This window comes from Stenotrophomonas sp. 22LJNL06-5-1, assembly GCF_056861455.1.
In genome coordinates, this window is record NZ_JBSPUE010000007.1 from 1 (window position 1) to 14746 (window position 14746).

Annotated in this window: 15 protein-coding genes; 4 read left to right on the top strand and 11 right to left on the bottom strand. The window is 65.9% G+C overall.

Annotated features, from left to right (window positions below; translation table 11 throughout):
* Nucleotides 1–209 precede the first annotated feature (209 nt).
* The 7 genes from AC13GF_RS15060 to AC13GF_RS15090 all read right to left on the bottom strand — a co-directional run bounded on the left by AC13GF_RS15060 (nt 210) and on the right by AC13GF_RS15090 (nt 8288).
* Complete coding sequence (locus AC13GF_RS15060; RefSeq protein WP_010482651.1) at nt 210–926, bottom strand: haloacid dehalogenase-like hydrolase; 717 nt, start codon at nt 924–926, stop codon at nt 210–212.
* Nucleotides 923–1717 carry an indole-3-glycerol phosphate synthase TrpC gene (gene trpC, locus AC13GF_RS15065; RefSeq protein ID WP_049426871.1) on the bottom strand — a complete coding sequence of 265 codons (795 nt, stop codon included), beginning with the start codon at nt 1715–1717 and terminating at the stop codon, nt 923–925. Before trpC ends, AC13GF_RS15060 begins: the two co-directional genes overlap by 4 nt.
* Before the next feature lie 74 nt (nt 1718–1791).
* On the bottom strand, nt 1792–2823 hold the full coding sequence (gene trpD, locus AC13GF_RS15070; RefSeq protein WP_200752376.1) for an anthranilate phosphoribosyltransferase: 1032 nt from the start codon (nt 2821–2823) through the stop codon (nt 1792–1794).
* Between the two features lie 16 nt (nt 2824–2839).
* The gene (locus tag AC13GF_RS15075; protein ID WP_014038739.1) at nt 2840–3427 is read right to left on the bottom strand and encodes an anthranilate synthase component II; all 588 of its coding nucleotides are present in this window, start codon (nt 3425–3427) and stop codon (nt 2840–2842) included.
* A gap of 2 nt (nt 3428–3429) precedes the next feature.
* Nucleotides 3430–4209: an SIMPL domain-containing protein gene (locus AC13GF_RS15080; protein WP_483005150.1), complete on the bottom strand. Its 780-nt coding sequence runs from the start codon at nt 4207–4209 to the stop codon at nt 3430–3432.
* A gap of 67 nt (nt 4210–4276) precedes the next feature.
* Nucleotides 4277–5752, bottom strand: coding sequence for an anthranilate synthase component I (trpE, locus tag AC13GF_RS15085; RefSeq protein ID WP_483005151.1), 1476 nt, complete (start codon nt 5750–5752; stop codon nt 4277–4279).
* Between the two features lie 178 nt (nt 5753–5930).
* Nucleotides 5931–8288, bottom strand: coding sequence for a Tle-like phospholipase domain-containing protein (locus tag AC13GF_RS15090; RefSeq protein ID WP_483005152.1), 2358 nt, complete (start codon nt 8286–8288; stop codon nt 5931–5933).
* Nucleotides 8289–8393: 105 nt separating this feature from the next.
* Between AC13GF_RS15090 and AC13GF_RS15095 the strand changes: the two genes are divergently transcribed.
* Nucleotides 8394–9257 (top strand): ankyrin repeat domain-containing protein, encoded by an 864-nt coding sequence (locus AC13GF_RS15095; RefSeq protein ID WP_230080636.1) that lies wholly within the window; start codon nt 8394–8396, stop codon nt 9255–9257.
* Between the two features lie 15 nt (nt 9258–9272).
* On the opposite strand, the gene yegS is transcribed toward AC13GF_RS15095, so the two are convergent.
* Nucleotides 9273–10208 carry a lipid kinase YegS gene (gene yegS, locus AC13GF_RS15100; protein ID WP_483005153.1) on the bottom strand — a complete coding sequence of 312 codons (936 nt, stop codon included), beginning with the start codon at nt 10206–10208 and terminating at the stop codon, nt 9273–9275.
* Nucleotides 10209–10490: 282 nt separating this feature from the next.
* Between yegS and AC13GF_RS15105 the strand changes: the two genes are divergently transcribed.
* Nucleotides 10491–11045, top strand: a complete 555-nt coding sequence (locus tag AC13GF_RS15105) for a DUF4240 domain-containing protein (RefSeq protein ID WP_483005154.1) — start codon at nt 10491–10493, stop codon at nt 11043–11045.
* 109 nt (nt 11046–11154) lie between these two features.
* Here AC13GF_RS15105 and AC13GF_RS15110 read toward each other — a convergent pair whose 3' ends face one another.
* The 3 genes from AC13GF_RS15110 to AC13GF_RS15120 are packed head-to-tail and all read right to left on the bottom strand — an operon-like array spanning nt 11155 to nt 12729.
* Nucleotides 11155–11637, bottom strand: coding sequence for a GNAT family N-acetyltransferase (locus tag AC13GF_RS15110; protein WP_180850947.1), 483 nt, complete (start codon nt 11635–11637; stop codon nt 11155–11157).
* Between the two features lie 58 nt (nt 11638–11695).
* The gene (gene rpe, locus AC13GF_RS15115) at nt 11696–12370 is read right to left on the bottom strand and encodes a ribulose-phosphate 3-epimerase (RefSeq protein WP_005414702.1); all 675 of its coding nucleotides are present in this window, start codon (nt 12368–12370) and stop codon (nt 11696–11698) included.
* A gap of 29 nt (nt 12371–12399) precedes the next feature.
* Nucleotides 12400–12729, bottom strand: a complete 330-nt coding sequence (locus AC13GF_RS15120; RefSeq protein WP_005411327.1) for a J domain-containing protein — start codon at nt 12727–12729, stop codon at nt 12400–12402.
* 141 nt (nt 12730–12870) lie between these two features.
* Here AC13GF_RS15120 and AC13GF_RS15125 point away from each other — a divergent pair, with 141 nt between their 5' ends.
* Nucleotides 12871–13797, top strand: a complete 927-nt coding sequence (locus AC13GF_RS15125) for a phosphoribosylaminoimidazolesuccinocarboxamide synthase (protein WP_483005155.1) — start codon at nt 12871–12873, stop codon at nt 13795–13797.
* A 220-nt stretch (nt 13798–14017) separates the two neighbouring features.
* Nucleotides 14018–14503, top strand: coding sequence for an Mpo1 family 2-hydroxy fatty acid dioxygenase (locus AC13GF_RS15130; RefSeq protein ID WP_005411329.1), 486 nt, complete (start codon nt 14018–14020; stop codon nt 14501–14503).
* The last annotated feature ends 243 nt before the right edge of the window (nt 14504–14746 follow it).

The following is a 14746-nucleotide window of genomic DNA, read 5'->3' on the forward strand; positions in this document are numbered from 1 at the left end:
CCAGATCGGCCACGCGGTATACGGGCACCTGTACCGCTGAGCGTTTGCCGAGCATGGCCCGGCGCTAGCTGCACGGGATTCGGTAGTGCCGGCCGCTGGCCGGCAACCCCGCAAGCCCTTCCGCAGATCATGAAGTTGCCGGCCAGCGGCCGGCACTACCGGGTCGCAGCCCGGCACTCCGTCATCCCATCCCCGGCGGATTCCGCGCGTTACGCCTTGTCGCCACCGCGGTCCACGCAGCCCCAGTTGAGGATGCGGGTGCCGGCCGGCAGCACGCGGCGGAAGAAGTCCACCCGGCCCGGCTTCGGGTTCACCACCACTGGCGCCTTGGCGGCCAGCAGCAGCGGCAGGTCGGCGGTGCTGTCGGAGTAGGCGATGTCGATGTCGCCGTAGCCGCGCTCGCGCAGCATGCGCATCTTCTCTTCGTTGTGGCAGTGGCGGGTCGGGCCGACCCCGCCCAGCCGCGGGCCAACCTCGGTGCCGATCACCGGTACGTCCTGGTGGGCCACGAAGGCCAGGATCGCCCGTGCCAGCTCCGGCGGCGCGCCGGTGGCCACCACCACCCGGTCACCCTTGGCCCGGTGCGCGGCGAACACCTCCAGCGCCTGCGGCAGCAGCTTGGCGCGCATCTGCGCCTCGTTGCGCAGCACATAGGCGTCGATGACCTTGTTGAAATCGCGCGCACGGTGCAGGCCGAAGCTGCCGATCCACACATAGACCGAAATACCGGCACGACGAGTCGGCAGCAGCGCCACCATCGGCCCGGCGATCGGCGTGACCAGCAGCGCGGCCAGCATGCGCAACGGGTTGCGCTTGATCAGCGAGGCGAACAGATGGGTGCCCGAATCGCCGTCGTAGAGGGTGTGGTCGAAATCGAAGACCACCAGCGGCGCATCGTCGCGCGGCGTCGGATAGTGCGTTTTCATGCCGCGAAGAATAGCTGACGCAGGCCCTCGCCCGGCTCTTCCACGCGCATGAAGGCCTCGCCGACCAGGAACGCATGGATGCCGGCATCGCGCATCAGCGCCACGTCCTGCGGGCCGAGAATGCCGCTCTCGGTCACCAGCAGTCGATCACGTGGCACCGCCTTCTGCATGTCCAGCGTGGTCTGCAGCGACACCTCGAAGGTGCGCAGGTTGCGGTTGTTGATGCCGATCATCGGCGCCGGCACCTGCAGCGCACGCTCCAGCTCGTCGATGTCGTGCACTTCCACCAGCACGTCCATGCCCAGCGACAGCGCCAGTTCGGACAGGGTGGCCAGCTGGGTGTCGTCCAGCGCGGCGACGATCAGCAGGATGCAGTCGGCGCCCAGCACGCGCGCCTCGTACACCTGGTAGGCGTCGATCACGAAGTCCTTGCGCAGTACCGGCAGCGTGCACGCCTCGCGCGCCTGCTGCAGGTAGGCGTCGGCGCCCTGGAAGAAGTCCACGTCGGTCAGCACCGACAGGCAGCTGGCGCCACCGAACTCGTAGCTGACGGCGATGTCGGCCGGGCGGAAATCCGGGCGGATGACGCCCTTGGAGGGGCTGGCCTTCTTCACCTCGGCGATCACCGCCGGGTCGCCGTTGGCCACCGCCGCCTGCAGCGCGCGCACGAAGCCACGTACCGGCGGGGCGCTGGCCAGGGCGGCCTGCAGCTCCTCGAGCGGGCGCTGGGCGCGGCGCTGGGCCACTTCTTCGGCCTTGCGGGCCAGGATCGTCTGCAGGATATCGCTCATCGTCGTCGGTTCAATGCGGGGGCGGTGAGGACGGCCATTATCGGCCATCAAGAGGGTCAGGCTGAACCGCGCGCTCAGGCAACCAGCGCGCGGGTGGTGTCCACATACTGCTGCAGGCGCTGGCGGGCGCTGCCATTGGCGATGGCGGCACGGGCGCGGGCCAGGCCATCGCCGATGTCGCTGGCCACGCCGGCCACGTACAGCGCGGCGCCGGCATTCAGCGCCACGATGTCCAGTGCCGGGCCCGGGGTGTTATCCAGCACCGCACGCAGCATCTGGATGGACTGCTCCGGGCTGTCCACGCGCAGGTTGCGGCTGGCCGACATGGCGATGCCGAAGTCCTCCGGGTGGATCTCGTACTCGCGCACCTTGCCGTCGCGCAGCTCACCCACCAGGGTGCCGGCACCCAGCGAGATCTCGTCCATGTTGTCGCGGCCCCAGACCACCATGGCGCGCTCGGTGCCCAGCTCGCGCAGCACGCGCGCCTGGATACCCACTAAATCGGGATGGAACACACCCATCAGCACCGACGGTGCGCTGGCCGGATTGGTCAGCGGGCCAAGGATGTTGAAGATGGTGCGCACGCCCATCTCGCGGCGGACCGGCGCGACCACCTTCATCGACGGATGATGGATGGGCGCGAACATGAAGCCGATGCCGGTCTGCTCGATGGCAGCAGCCACCTGCGCCGGCTGCAGCTCGATGGCCGCACCCAGCGCCTCGACTGCATCGGCGCTGCCGGACTTGGACGACACGCTGCGGTTGCCATGCTTGGCCACGCGCGCACCGGCGGCAGCGGCGACGAACATCGCACAGGTGGAAATGTTGAAGGTGTGCGAGCCATCGCCACCGGTGCCGACGATGTCGACCAGGTGGGTGGTATCGGCCACCGGCACCGCCAGCGCGAATTCGCGCATGACCGTGGCCGCGGCCGCGATCTCGTCGATGGTTTCCTTCTTCACGCGCAGGCCGGTGAGGATGGCGGCGGTCATCATCGGCGACACGTCGCCGCGCATGATCTGCCGCATCAGGTCGACCATTTCGTCGAAGAAGATTTCGCGGTGTTCGATGGTGCGTTGCAGGGCTTCCTGGGGGGAGAAGCTCATGGGAATGCTCCTTGGATCAGGCCGCCGGACGCTGCAGGAAATTGCGCAGCAGGGCGTGGCCATGTTCGGTGAGGATGGATTCGGGATGGAACTGCACGCCTTCCACCGGGAACTGGCGGTGGCGCAGGCCCATGATCTCTTCGATCGAGCCGTCGTCGTTCTCGGTCCAGGCGGTCACTTCCAGCACATCGGGCAGGCTGTTCTTGTCCACCACCAGCGAGTGGTAGCGGGTGGCCTGGTAACGGTCCGGCAGGCCGGCGAACACGCCCTTGCCTTCATGGCGGATGGGCGAGGTCTTGCCGTGCATGATGTTGCCGGCACGGATGACCGTGCCGCCGTAGACCTGGCCGATGCCCTGGTGGCCCAGGCATACGCCGAGGATGGGCGTGGTCGGGCCCAGGCGCTGGATCAGCTCCAGCGACACGCCCGCTTCGTTGGGCGTACACGGGCCGGGCGAGATGACGATGCGCTCGGGTTTCTGCGCGGCGATCTCGTCCACGCTCATCGCATCGTTGCGCACCACCTTCACCTCGGCGCCCAGCGTCTGCAGGTACTGCACGAGGTTGTAGGTGAAGCTGTCGTAGTTGTCGATCATCCACAACATGGTCAGGTTCCGTCGCTTATCAGGAAAATGGCGTACACGTTTTCGGTGTAGGTGATGGGGCCGGCTTCAATGGACTCCGGTGCACCGGGCGCAGGTGCCGGGGCCGGTGCATAGCTGCCGGTCACCGAGATCCTGTCCAGATACTCACCATCCTCGCCTGGCTGCGGCCATTGCCCGGCCTGGATGCCGTAGGCGAAGTCCGGCGCCACGTCGGAGATGCTGTACAGGCCACGCACTTTTGTTCCATAGGCCTTGGCCAGGCCCTGCGCGGACTCGCGGGTCTTGGCCGCTGCCTCGCCTTTCAGTTCGCGTCGCAGCGCCACTTCGCCCGAATAGGTCGGGGCAATGCTGCTGACCTGCACGTTCTCGTTGGCCTTCAGCGCACCCAGCACGTCCTGCATCGCCTTCACGCTGGCGAAGCTGGCACGCAGCTGACGCGACACGCGGGTACCGATGAAGACCTGCCGGCTCTGCTCGTAGCGGGTAGCTGGACCGATCTGGAGGTTGTCCGCACGCACGCTGCCTTCCACCGCCTTGTGCTGCCTGAACAGCGCCAGCACGCGGGCGACGTTGTCCTGCACGCGGCGCCGCGCCGCATCGGCGTCCATGTCGGTCTCTTCGATGTTCAACTGCAGGCCGAACCGGTCCGGCATCACCACGCGGCGCGCCTCGCCCTTCACCAGCAGGTGCGGCTGCGAGGGAATGGTATTGGCCTGTGCCCACGCAGACGGGGCCATCGTGGCCAGCAGTGACGACCACAGCAATGCGCTCAGCAGCTTCATGCGGTACTCCTTGTCTTGAATGGGAACAGCGAAACGACCACGGCGCGGCGGCCGTGGCGAGGCAGGCTTACAGGCCCTTGGCGGCCTGGGCAACGGCGCGGAACAGCGCGCGGCCCTTGTTCATCGTCTCGTCCCATTCCTTGTCCGGGTCCGAGTCGTAGACGATGCCGGCGCCGGCCTGCACGTACAGACGGCCGTCCTTGATCACCGCAGTGCGGATCGCGATCGCGGTATCGGCATCGCCGTGCCAGCCGATGTAGCCGATGCTGCCGGCGTAGACATTGCGCTTGATCGGTTCCAGCTCGCGGATCACTTCCAGCGCGCGGATCTTCGGCGCACCACTGACGGTGCCGGCCGGGAACGTGGCACGCAGCACGTCGGCATAGCTCAGGCCCGGCTGCAGCTGCCCGGTCACTTCGCTGACGATGTGCATGACGTGGCTGTAGCGCTCGATCACGAACTGCTCGCCCACTTCCACGGTGCCGGCCTTGGACACGCGACCGGCATCGTTGCGGCCGAGGTCGATCAGCATCAGATGCTCGGCACGCTCCTTCGGATCGGCCAACAGTTCGGCTTCCAGCGCCAGGTCCTGCTCGACGGTGGCACCGCGCGGACGGGTGCCGGCGATCGGACGCACGGTGACTTCACCGTCCTGCAGGCGCACCAGGATTTCCGGCGAGGAACCGACCACCTGCAGATCGCCGACATCGAGGAAATACATATACGGCGACGGGTTCAGTGCACGCAGCGCACGGTACACATCCACCGGCCGCGCCTTGAACGGCACGCTCAGGCGCTGGCTCAGCACCACCTGGAAGATGTCACCGGCGCGGATGTATTCCTTGCTGCGCTGGACCGCATCGACGAAGCCTTCGCGGGTGAAACCGGAGACGAAATCGGACTCGTCCAGCACATCGCTGTTGAGCGGTGCCGGATAGCCGGCGCCCGGCGCGCGCAGCTTGGCAGTCAGTGCATCCAGGCGCGACTGCGCCTGTTCGAAGGCGCCGTCGACACGCGGGTCGGCGTGCACGATCAGGTACAGGCGGCCCTTGAGGTTGTCGAACACCGCCAGCTCGTTGGAGTCCAGCAGCAGGATGTCCGGCGTGCCCAGCTCATCGCGGCCGGCCGGCGGGGCCAGGCGCGGTTCGATGTAGCCGATGCACTCGAAGCCGAACCAGCCGACCAGGCCACCGGTGAAGCCCGGCAGGCCATCCAGCTTCGGCACCGAGTGGGCGCTGCGCAGCGCCTCGACCTCGGCGAACGGGTCGGCCACCTCGCGGGTGTCCACCACCTGGCCGTCTTCGCGCACGGTCAGCGTATGGCCGTGGAAGGCGTACACGCGTCGCGCCGGCAGACCGATGATCGAGTAACGACCAAAGCGCTCGCCGCCTTCGACGGATTCAAACAGGTAGGTATTGGGGCCGTCGGCGAGCTTCAGATAGACCGAAAGCGGCGTGTCCAGGTCGGACAGCACTTCACGGACGACGGGAATATGGGTGTGGCCTTCAGCGGCCTGCTGCTGAAACTGAGCGTGCGAGTTCAAGACGACTTTCCTTCCGGGACACAGCGTTATGGGGGCGGACGACGGCAACGGGCCACCATCGCCACCAACGGCGTGCGGAAGAAAGGGTATGCGGGGTCGTCAGGCTGGACACCCCTTGACTGTATCGCAGCCGGGACGGGAGGGGAACCCCGCCGCGGCGTCGCGGTTCATTCGGCCATTAGCCCATCCGCCGGGCGTTCTCCTGGGCCTCCAGCCCCTGTTGCTGGGCCAGTCCGGCCGCCGTCGCCTGTTCGCGACCAGTGTTCAGAGCGTCAACCTGCGCCGTGCTCACGGCCAGCGGCTGGGCCATGCCGGCCGCCACGTCCACATGCGCATGTCGGCGGTGGGCCGCCTGCAGATCCGGGGTGTCGACCGCGAATGCCCGCGTGCGGTCGTCACTGAGCAGCACATGGGAGATGGCCTGCAGCCCATCGCGCTTGGCCTGCGCAGCCAACGCCCCGGCCAGCTGGTCGCTCTGCAGGTTCGGGATGCGGCCATGTGCCACATCGAGGCCGTGCACGCCGGTCTGCGCGCCCTTGAACAGATGGAAATCGATGTGCCCCGGATCGTTCAGCGCGGGTATCTTCGCGCCCCCCTCCTGCAGCTGCGCATGCGACCGTCCCAGCAGCTTGCGCGCGGCCGCCTCCTGGCTGGCGATTGCCGCGTCGAGACTGGGGTTCATCGTCTCGCTCATGCCGTGCCGGTCCACCGACTCCCCCATGGTCGCACTGCCGCGCCCGATCACCCACGACGTCTTGGCCAGATTGACCAGGTTCTGCGGCAATGCCGGCGTCGGCAAGTGTGTGGCAATGCCCTTGTTGGCCATCGCGCCCAGCCCGACGGTACCGGCCAGCACGGCCGGCGCCTGCGAGGTCAGCCCGGTGATCTGATGGCTGCTCCAGTTCATGCCCATGTGGAAAGTCGCGCCATACACGGCATAGCCGTTGCGCAGGCCATTGGCCACGCCATGCACGCCCTGCTGCAGCTGGCCGCCCAGATGATGGCCGCCGGCGCGGATGCGGCCGGCATCCGCCGCCGCTTCACGGGTGGCTTCACGGGCCTTGGTCTCGTGTTGATTGCGCGCCGCGTCACCGTGCTCACGCATCTGTCTGGCCATGTCGTCGGCACCGAGCGCCCCCAGCACGCTGGCCCCGATGTTCCAGCCGTAACTGCCCTTGGCCTGCACGCGGTGGCTGACCGATTCGACCAGACCCTGCAGCTCGCGTCCCTTGGCAATGACCGTCGCACCGCCTTCGATGCCCACCCGCATGCTCTTGCCACCGTAGTCGACCACGGTGCCGATCGCATTTCCCTGCAGGGTCGACGCACGCTCGACGGCCACGCCGGACAGGCTCATGCCCCGGCCCGCCAGCGCGCCGACCTGCTCGACATGTTCACCGGCAACCCGTCCGGCACGCATGCCGCGCGCACCTGCAATCAGCACCTCGGCCAGCGGGCCACCGTATTCGGCAAGCTGGCTTGGTGCTTCTCGATGACGACGGTCCACTACCTTCCCGTTCACTTCGGTCTTGGCGTCCAGCAACAGTTCCATCCTGCCCGCGGCCACCGGAACATTGCGCAATGCCTCGGCACCGGACTTCGACGCCAGCTGGTCAACCAGCTGGGCCGTGGCCGTCTGCGCGCCGGCTGGCATCATCTCCTGCAGCTTGCGGGTAACCATCTGCTGCACGCCGGGCTGGCGCAGCAGCTGGCTGGTCTCGCTAGCCAACAGGCCAAAGCCCTGCCGGTGATGCTCGTTGAGCCGCTTCAATCCGTTCTGCACATCGTTGAGCACTTCACCTGATGTCTGGTAGGTGTGCACCGTGTCGCGCGTATTGAACACCGGCAATCCGTGGGATTTCGCGTAGCGATCGGCGGTGGCCGGATGCAGCCCCGCCGAATTGAAGGTGGTCGCACGTACGCCGGTAACCGCCGAAGCGGCAGAGGCCATGCCGCCGCCAAGCGAATGACCGGCGAGTTCAAAGTGGGTACCAGAGGACTTCAAGCGACTCGCCAGTGCCATGGCCCGATCGTAGTAGTCGCTCTGCATGCCCACGCCCTGGCGTCCGTTGTTGAGGAAATCCTCGCCTCCGGACTCACGCCGCCCGCCTTTCGCGCGGGGATCGATGATTCCGCCGGTTGATCCCTTGAACACCAGCACCGGCTTGGCGTCATCACCGAACACCCTTTTGTCCGGAATGTAGATCTCTGCGCGGAAACCCGAGTCGTTCGGCCGCATCAGCTTCTTCAGGTCGGCTGCACCCAGGCTGATGCCCGCCGCCTTGAGCGTGTCCGGGTCGGTCACGGCACTGGCCCGCGTCCACCCGACCGGCGGTTCTCCTTTGCCCTTTGCCGAGGCGTACACATCACCCGCAAGCGAACCCAGCTCGCGGGCGTGATAGGTCTCGCGCAAGCGCGCCGCTTCGGTGGCATGTCCACCGCCCTGCAGTTGCTCGACCAGGTGCTGCTGCGCCTGGACGCTCTTGGCGCGGGCCTGCAACAGGCGTTCCTGCTGCTCGGGATCGTGACCGCTCATGGCAGACTCCATTGCTCATCAGTGAAGACGCGGTCATCCAGGACCTGCTGGAATGACCACGCCCAACGCTATCATCCCCCGAACGCGTCCATGTCAAGGAATCACATGCACCGTCACCCTCACAGTTCCTTTACGCCATTTTCCTGCCTGGCGCTGATGCTGCTGATGCTGCTGAGCGCCTGCGCGCGCACGTCTTCACATGGCGCGGAGCGCTATTTCGAGGGCAAGGCACTTGAGCTGGCCATCGCCGCCGAACAGGGTGATGCGGCGACGATCACGCGCCTGATCAAGACCGAAGGCGTGAACCCCGACAAGGAGTTCTCGAAGCAGGATGGCATTCCGCTCATCGCGTGGCCGTTGCGCGCACAGAACCTGGAAGGCCTGCGCGCGATGCTCGACAACGGCGCCGACCCGAATGCACGGCGTATTGAAACGCTGGACGGCGAGACGTTCCGCCACAACAACGCCATGGTCTATGCCGCGAAGATGGACGATCCGCGCTACCTGGCCCTGCTGCTCGATCATGGCGGCGACCCGGACACGCGCACCTCCAATACCGAAACGCTGCTGTTCCAGGCTTTCATTTCCGGCAACCTGTGGAAGAACATCCAGCTGCTGGTAGAGCGAGGCGCACACGTCAACGAATCCAACATCGGCCAGGCCGATACCGTTCTCAGCTGGTACACCGGCCGTGGCGGCTTCGAGCAGGCCTACTGGCTGCTTGAGCATGGCGCGGACCCCACGATTGCATCGCCGTCATCGGCGCAACCGGGCGCGCCCGATCGGATGGCCATGGTCGAAGCCATCTACTGGGAAATCACCACACCGGACCTGCTGCCCTGGCAGAAGAAGTGCCAGCAGTGGCTGATCGATCACGGCATTGCCCGGCCGCCGCTGCCGCAGTACATCCGCGAGAAGCGCGAAGCATTCGGGTTCCCGGCGAAGGAGCAGGACATACCACCGTTGTAGGAGTTCCGGTCCGGCTCAGCGCGGCTCGGACAACAGTGCACAGCCCACGGGCAGGTGCATCCGCACCCTGCCCGGCACGCACGCGATGCGGAACAGGCGCGCCTGTACCGGTTCGCCGTCCAGGTTGAGCGTCAACGGGCGCTCGGATTCCACCTGCAGCCATGGCAGCCGCGCGCGCGTCGCCAGCTGTTCCAGCGCGGCCTGGGTGCCGGACTTCAGCATCTGGCCAAGCGTGGCGGTGACTTCACCTTCCAGCTCCGGAAGCACCGTCACGTCCAGCTGCCCATCATCGATCAGCGCCTGCGGGCACAATTGCTGACCACCGCCGGCCTGGCGGCCATTGCCGATGCCGAGCGCGATGAAGTCGCCTTCCCACGCGAAGTCCGGGCCGGTCAACCGTGCGGTGATCGGCTCGATGCGACCAAGCTTGGCGATACCGGTGATCACATACGCCAGCCCGCCCAGCATCTTCTTCAAGCCGGCATCGGTTTCCACCGTCACCTGGGTGCCGAAACCACCGCTGGCAAGGTTGGCACACCACCATTGGATGCCATCGGCATCCACGCGCAGAAGATCGATCGCACGCGGCGTCGCCTGCCCGATCAAGGCGAAGGCCTGCTTCGGCTCGGTGGGAATGCCGGCAGCCGTGGCGAAGTCGTTGGCGGTCCCCATCGGAATCAGTGCTAGTGATGGCAGCGCATCCGCCGGTTCCTCACGGTGGGCCAGGGTCTCGGCCACCGCACTGAGCGTGCCATCGCCACCGGCGGCCACGATCACGTCCACACCATGATCGATCGCCTCGGCCACGTAGCGTTCGGCGTCACCGTCCTCCCAGGTCACCCGCACTTCCAGCTGCACGCCCTGCCCGCGCCAATGGCCGACGGCGTCGCGCAACTCATCGTTGCCAGCGGATTTGCCATTGAGGATCAGGCGCCAGCGCGGTGCGGCCATGTGGTGCTTCCAGGACGGGGGCGCACAGGCTAGCAATGCCCTGTTTGTCCGCGGTGAATGTCACGCAGATGTCATTCAGCAACCGGAGAATGGAAGGCCATAGCAGGGACGACGGATGGAGGCAGGATCAGCCTCCCACGCATGCAGCGAGGCCACGCCAGTGATTGGCGTGGTCTTTTTTTTGGTTTCTCAATCAACGGTGGTGTATCCACGACGCAATCAACTCTCGCTCGTCGCCAGCACAATCAGTATGTTCTACAGCCTACTTCTAACGAGTATGTCATGGACAAGAATGTGTTCTGGAAGCTGATCAAAGACGCGCGGAGTGTGGCCGGGGATTCAGGCAGCGTCGCAGAACACGTTGTCGTGAGCCTGCTGCAGTACAGCCCAGAACAGATCATTCACTGGCACTGCATCCTGGACCACTATCAGAAGCTCTCCTACAAGAACAAACTGTGGGCTGCGGCTTATGTCATCAATGGAGGTTGCAGTGACGATGGGTTCGATTATTTCCGGGGTTGGCTGATTGCAGAGGGCCGGGATACCTTCATGCAAGCGCTCGAAAACCCTGACAGCCTCGCCGATGTGCAGGTGGAATTCGATACTGCCGAGGACGAGGATATGCTCTCGGCCGGCCCGACGGCGTACTTCAAGCGCATAGGCCTGGATGAGCCTGACTACGATGCCTTCGATCAGGTCTGCAACCGCCATGCATTGAGCGAGGCAGAAGCCGCGGAAATTGAGAAGGAGATCCACTTTGCCGCAGACATCAATGTAATCTGGGAAGAAGAGTCATTGGAAGCGGTAGTACCAAGGCTGGCGGCACGGTTCTACTAAGGGATTCTGACCAAGGAATTCCGCCTGTATTCCATCTGGCATGGCGCGGATCTACCGTGCCCATGCACGCTCTTCAGTAGATCCACGCCATGCGTGGATGCACTTCGCTTCAACCGTTGGCGAAGTCGTGCAGCGCCTGGCCCTGCAGCCGGTACACGGTCCACTCGTCCTGCGGCTTGGCACCGGCGGCGGTGTAGAACTCGATGGCCGGGGTATTCCAGTCCAGCACCGACCATTCGAAGCGACCGCAGCCCTCGGCCACAGCCTGGCGCGCGATGTACTTCAGCAGCGCCTTGCCGGCGCCCGCGCCGCGTTTTTCCTGGCTGACGTACAGGTCTTCCAGGTAGATGCCCTTGCGCCCCAGCCACGTCGAGTAGTTGTAGAAATACACCGCATAGCCGATCGCTTCGCCGTCGGCTTCGCAGATCAGCGCGCGCGCCGTGGCGTCGGCACCGAACAGGCTCTCGGCGATGCCGATCTCATCGGTCTGCACCGAATGCTCGGCCTTCTCGTAGATGGCCAGTTCGCGGATGAAATGCAGGATCAGTCCCGCATCGGCGACGGTGGCCGGGCGGATGTTCAACAGTGCCATGGGCGGAAAAGGGGACGGAGGGGATTAAGCGAGCTTAATCCCCTCCGTCCCCTTTTTGTCAGCGTGCGGCAGCGACGTTGGCGCGCATCTGCGCGATCACGTCCTGGTAGCTGGTCTTGGCGTTGAAGATGGCCGAGCCGGCGACAAAGGTATCGGCACCGGCAGCCGCGATCTCGCCGATGTTGTCGGCCTTCACGCCACCGTCGATCTCCAGGCGGATGTCCTTGCCGCTGGCGTCGATCATCTTGCGCACCACCTTCAGCTTGTCCAGCGCCGAGGGGATGAAGGCCTGGCCGCCGAAGCCCGGGTTGACCGACATCAGCAGCACCAGGTCCAGGTCATCCAGCACCCAGTCCAGGATGTCCACCGGGGTGGCCGGATTGAGCACGATGCCCGGCTTGCAGCCCAGCGAGCGGATCAGCTGGATGGTGCGGTGCACGTGGCGGCTGGCCTCCGGGTGGAAGCTGATGTAGGTGGCTCCGGCCTCGGCGAAGTCCGGGATGATGCGGTCCACCGGCTCGACCATCAGGTGCACGTCGATCGGGGCGGTGACGCCGTGCTTGCGCAGCGCCTGGCAGACCATCGGGCCGATGGTCAGGTTCGGCACGTAGTGGTTGTCCATCACGTCGAAGTGGACCCAGTCCGCGCCGGCGGCGAGGACGTTGTCGACTTCCTCGCCGAGGCGGGCGAAGTTGGCGGACAGGATGGAGGGGGCGATGAGGCAGTGGGACATGGCCGGGCCTTGCAACGAGGGGAAAGGGGTCAGCGCTTGCGCAGGGTCTTGATGCGATCGTAGGCGGCATTGATCCGCCGCGACTTCTGCTCGGCCTGCTGCTGCAGCTCGGGGGCGGCGCCGCCAAGCTTGTCGGGGTGGTACTGCGAGATCAGCTTGCGGTAGGCGCGCTCGACCTCGGCATCGGTGGCCTCGGAGGTCAGCCCCAGCTCCCGGTACGGGTTCTCCTTGTTCAGGCGGAACCAGTCCGAATCGAAGGCATGGCCGATCAGCAGGCCGACCACCGCACCAAACAGCGGATTGGGCCGGAACAGCAGGGCGCCGGCGATGAATCCGAGCAGTTTTCCGTACCAGCGCATGGCGCTCCGGGGTCGACCGACGAAATGGACGCTCATTTTACGTCACAGCGGGCCCGGACGGCTTTACACTAGGCCGCCCGCTGGTCAGCGGGCCCGCCGGGTCCGTTGGGCAGCCGTATCGACAACGCCCCAGGAGTGCCCGTGCCAACCACGCTGTTGCAATCCGATCTCCCCGGCCTGCCCTTGCGCCACCGCGGCAAGGTGCGTGATGTGTTCGATATCCCGCGCGAGCGGCTGCCCGCAGGGACCCCGCCGGGCGACTACCTGCTGATGGTGGCCACCGATCGCCTGTCGGCGTTCGACGTGGTCCTGCCCGACCCGATTCCGGGCAAGGGCGAGATGCTCTGCCAGGTGTCCAACTTCTGGTTCGCCAAGACCGCGCACCTGATGCCTAACCACCTGACCGGCATCGACGTGGCCAGCGTACTGCCCGAAGGCGTGGACCCGGCCCTGTACGCCAAGCGCGCGGTGGTCACCCGCAAGCTGAAGCCGGTGCCGGTGGAAGCGATCGCCCGCGGCTACCTGATCGGCAGCGGCTGGAAGGATTACCAGCGCACCGGCAAGGTCAGCGGCATCGACCTGCCCGACGGCCTGCGCCAGGCCGAGCAGCTGCCCGAGCCGATCTTCACCCCCTCGACCAAGGCCGCCGTGGGCGACCATGACGAGAACATCGATTTCGATGCGATGGTGAAGCAGGTCGGTGCGGAGCTGGCCGAGCGCGTGCGCGACGCCACCCTGCGCATCTACAAGTTCGCCGCCGATTACGCGCGCGAGCGCGGCATCATCCTGGCCGATACCAAGTTCGAGTTCGGTACCGACGCCGATGGCCGCCTGTACATCATGGACGAGATGCTGACGCCGGATTCCTCGCGTTACTGGCCGGCCGACGAGTACGAAGTGGGCACCAGCCCGCCGAGCTACGACAAGCAGTTCGTGCGCGATTACCTGGAGACGCTGGACTGGGGCAAGACCGCCCCGGGCCCGGCCATCCCGGCCGAGATCATCGAGCGCACCCGCGCCAAGTACGCCGAGGCGCTGCAGCGCCTGGCCGGGATCAGCGTCGACTGATCCGCCTGCGCCCCCGGCCGGAAAGGCGGGGGGCGCTCTGAAGGGGTAATGCCGGCCGCTGGCCGGCAACTTCGGCATGCCTGCAGCCAGGCATGGCCTGGCTCTACTGCCGGTTGCCCCGGGTAGTGCCGGCCGCTGGCCGGCAACCTCGCGAACTCGGCTATGCTCTGGATTGCCGGCCAGCGGCCGGCACTACCGTTGTCCGAGGAAGCAACGCAGCATGCAGACATCCACCGAGCTTGCGCGGCCGATCGACCGCTATTTCGCCAGCTATTCCGACGACCACCGCAATGTGATCAACCAGCGCATCCACGTGGTGGCGGTTCCGGCGATCCTGTGGTCGGTGGTGGCCCTGCTGTGGTGCCTGCCACCGCTGATCACCTGGTTCCAGTACGGCATCTGGTCGGCGTTCGCGATGTTCAGCGCCTGGTGCTTCTACAACAAGCTGTCGCGCCCGCTGGGCATCGGCATGCTCATCCAGTTCTTCGTGTTCGGTTGCCTGTGCCGCCTGCTGGAGGCCGAGATCGGCCTGCACAACCTGTTCTGGCTGGCGGTGGGCGTGTTCGTGGTGGCCTGGATCGCGCAGTTCATCGGCCACAAGTTCGAGGGCCGCAAGCCCAGCTTCCTGACCGACCTGACCTACCTGCTGATCGGCCCGGCCTGGGTGATGGCCAAGTTCTACCGAAAGCTCGACTGGCGCTACTGACCTGCCCATGGCCGACGGTGCCCATCGTTTCCTGAACGGGCAGATTCCGTCACCCGCACTCCACGACGGCCCTGCCAGCCTGCGCCGGTGACTCGCTCCCCACTTCCCGCCCGTCGACGGCAGCCCCTGTGCGACAGGGCCTGCGGTCTCCCTGCGTGGGCGTAGGGTGTCCTCCCAGGGCTAGCGGGGAAGAGATGCAGGAACGCGATGCTGCACCGCAGAAAAAATGAATCAGCGAACGTT